Origin of the sequence: Bradyrhizobium sp. Mp27 (genome assembly GCF_029953005.1) — a bacterium.
GTDB lineage: Bacteria > Pseudomonadota > Alphaproteobacteria > Rhizobiales > Xanthobacteraceae > Bradyrhizobium > Bradyrhizobium barranii.
The window spans coordinates 1-1,239 of the sequence record NZ_JASAUS010000513.1 but is presented as its reverse complement, the minus strand read 5'-3'; the positions used below and the strand labels follow the sequence as shown (position 1 = coordinate 1,239).

Annotated in this window: 1 protein-coding gene; it reads right to left on the bottom strand. The window is 57.4% G+C overall.

Annotated elements, in window-relative coordinates; translation table 11 throughout:
- Positions 1–179: 179 nt before the first annotated feature.
- Positions 180–680, bottom strand: coding sequence for a DUF892 family protein (locus tag QJT78_RS51405; RefSeq protein ID WP_038946042.1), 501 nt, complete (start codon positions 678–680; stop codon positions 180–182).
- Between the last annotated feature and the right edge of the window lie 559 nt (positions 681–1,239).

Genomic DNA, 1,239 nt, shown 5'->3' with positions numbered 1-1,239 from the left:
CACGCCTCAAGCACCTTGCGATCTTTCCTCGAAAGGTGGACTTCTCTTGCTTCGGGTATCATCCCGACCTTGAATCACGACTCACGTTCCAAGAAAAGTGGGTACTAGGCGCCCGCGCTTAGACGGAGGACCTAAAAAAACGCCCCGCATGGCGGGGCATTTCAGTACATTCATCGAAGTTACGCAGCTTCAGCCTCCTGGTTGATCGCCGTCTTTGCGATTTCAGTCAGAGCCTCGTCGGTCGCTTCTTCCTCTTCGAGAGTTTCCTCAAGGAGCGAGACCGCATCCTCAAGGCCAAGCTCTTCGGCCCAGGCAATCATCGTGCCGTAGCGAGAAATCTCATAGTGCTCGACGGCCTGAGCGGCGGCAAGGAGGCCGGCGTCGAGAGCGGGCGAGCTCTTATATTCTTCCATGATCTCGGCGCCCTCATCCGTGATGCCGACAATTGCTGCATAGGTTTTACCCTGCGGCTTCTTCTCGATCACCGCGAACACCTTCTCCAGCCGCTCGATCTGGCCTTCGGTCTCGGTGCGGTGTTTTTCAAATGCTGCTTTCAGTTCTTCGTTCTGAGCAGCCTTTGCCATCTTCGGCAGGGTGGCCAGGACTTTCTTCTCAGCGAAGTAGATATCCTTGAGGGTATCGTGGAACAGGTCGTCGAGAGTCTTCGGCTCTTTCGCCATTTGCGCTTCTCCAATGTTTTGAGGTCGTCGCATCACCGCTGGTGAAGCTCGGCGGCTAACGGGCTGCCTATGAGTCGTTCCAATTCCGGTGTCGTTCCGTCGCTGGATCGGGGCCTCCCAGGGGGTTCTTTCAGGACAATCTGCGCCGGGGCGCACACGCTTCAAGGGTAAACCCTCGGCTTTCCGGCAAGCCGGGCCGCTTCACCTTCGGCGAAGTTCTGCATCCCCTTGTTCCCTAGCGCCTTCGCTGGGCATCGAGACCGCCACTTAGGGCGGCTCAGAAAGCAAAGGAGCTTTAGGTGTCTAACCGTTTGCCAAACGCAAGTCCTTGCGCATCCGCGCAAGAGCTTCCAGTCATGGTTTAACGCAAACCTCAAAGAGCATGCGCGCGACATCGCCAATCGCCGAGCGGATTGCGGCTTCCCTTCAATCAGCTACACGAGCGATACGGCCCCGTGGGTCGGTCAAAATCCCCCGGGTATGGTCACTTGAAACTCCCCCACCTGATGATCGCCGTCAGCGCCGCTGAACAGCAGTAGCCGGTCAGGCAGGACGTTTA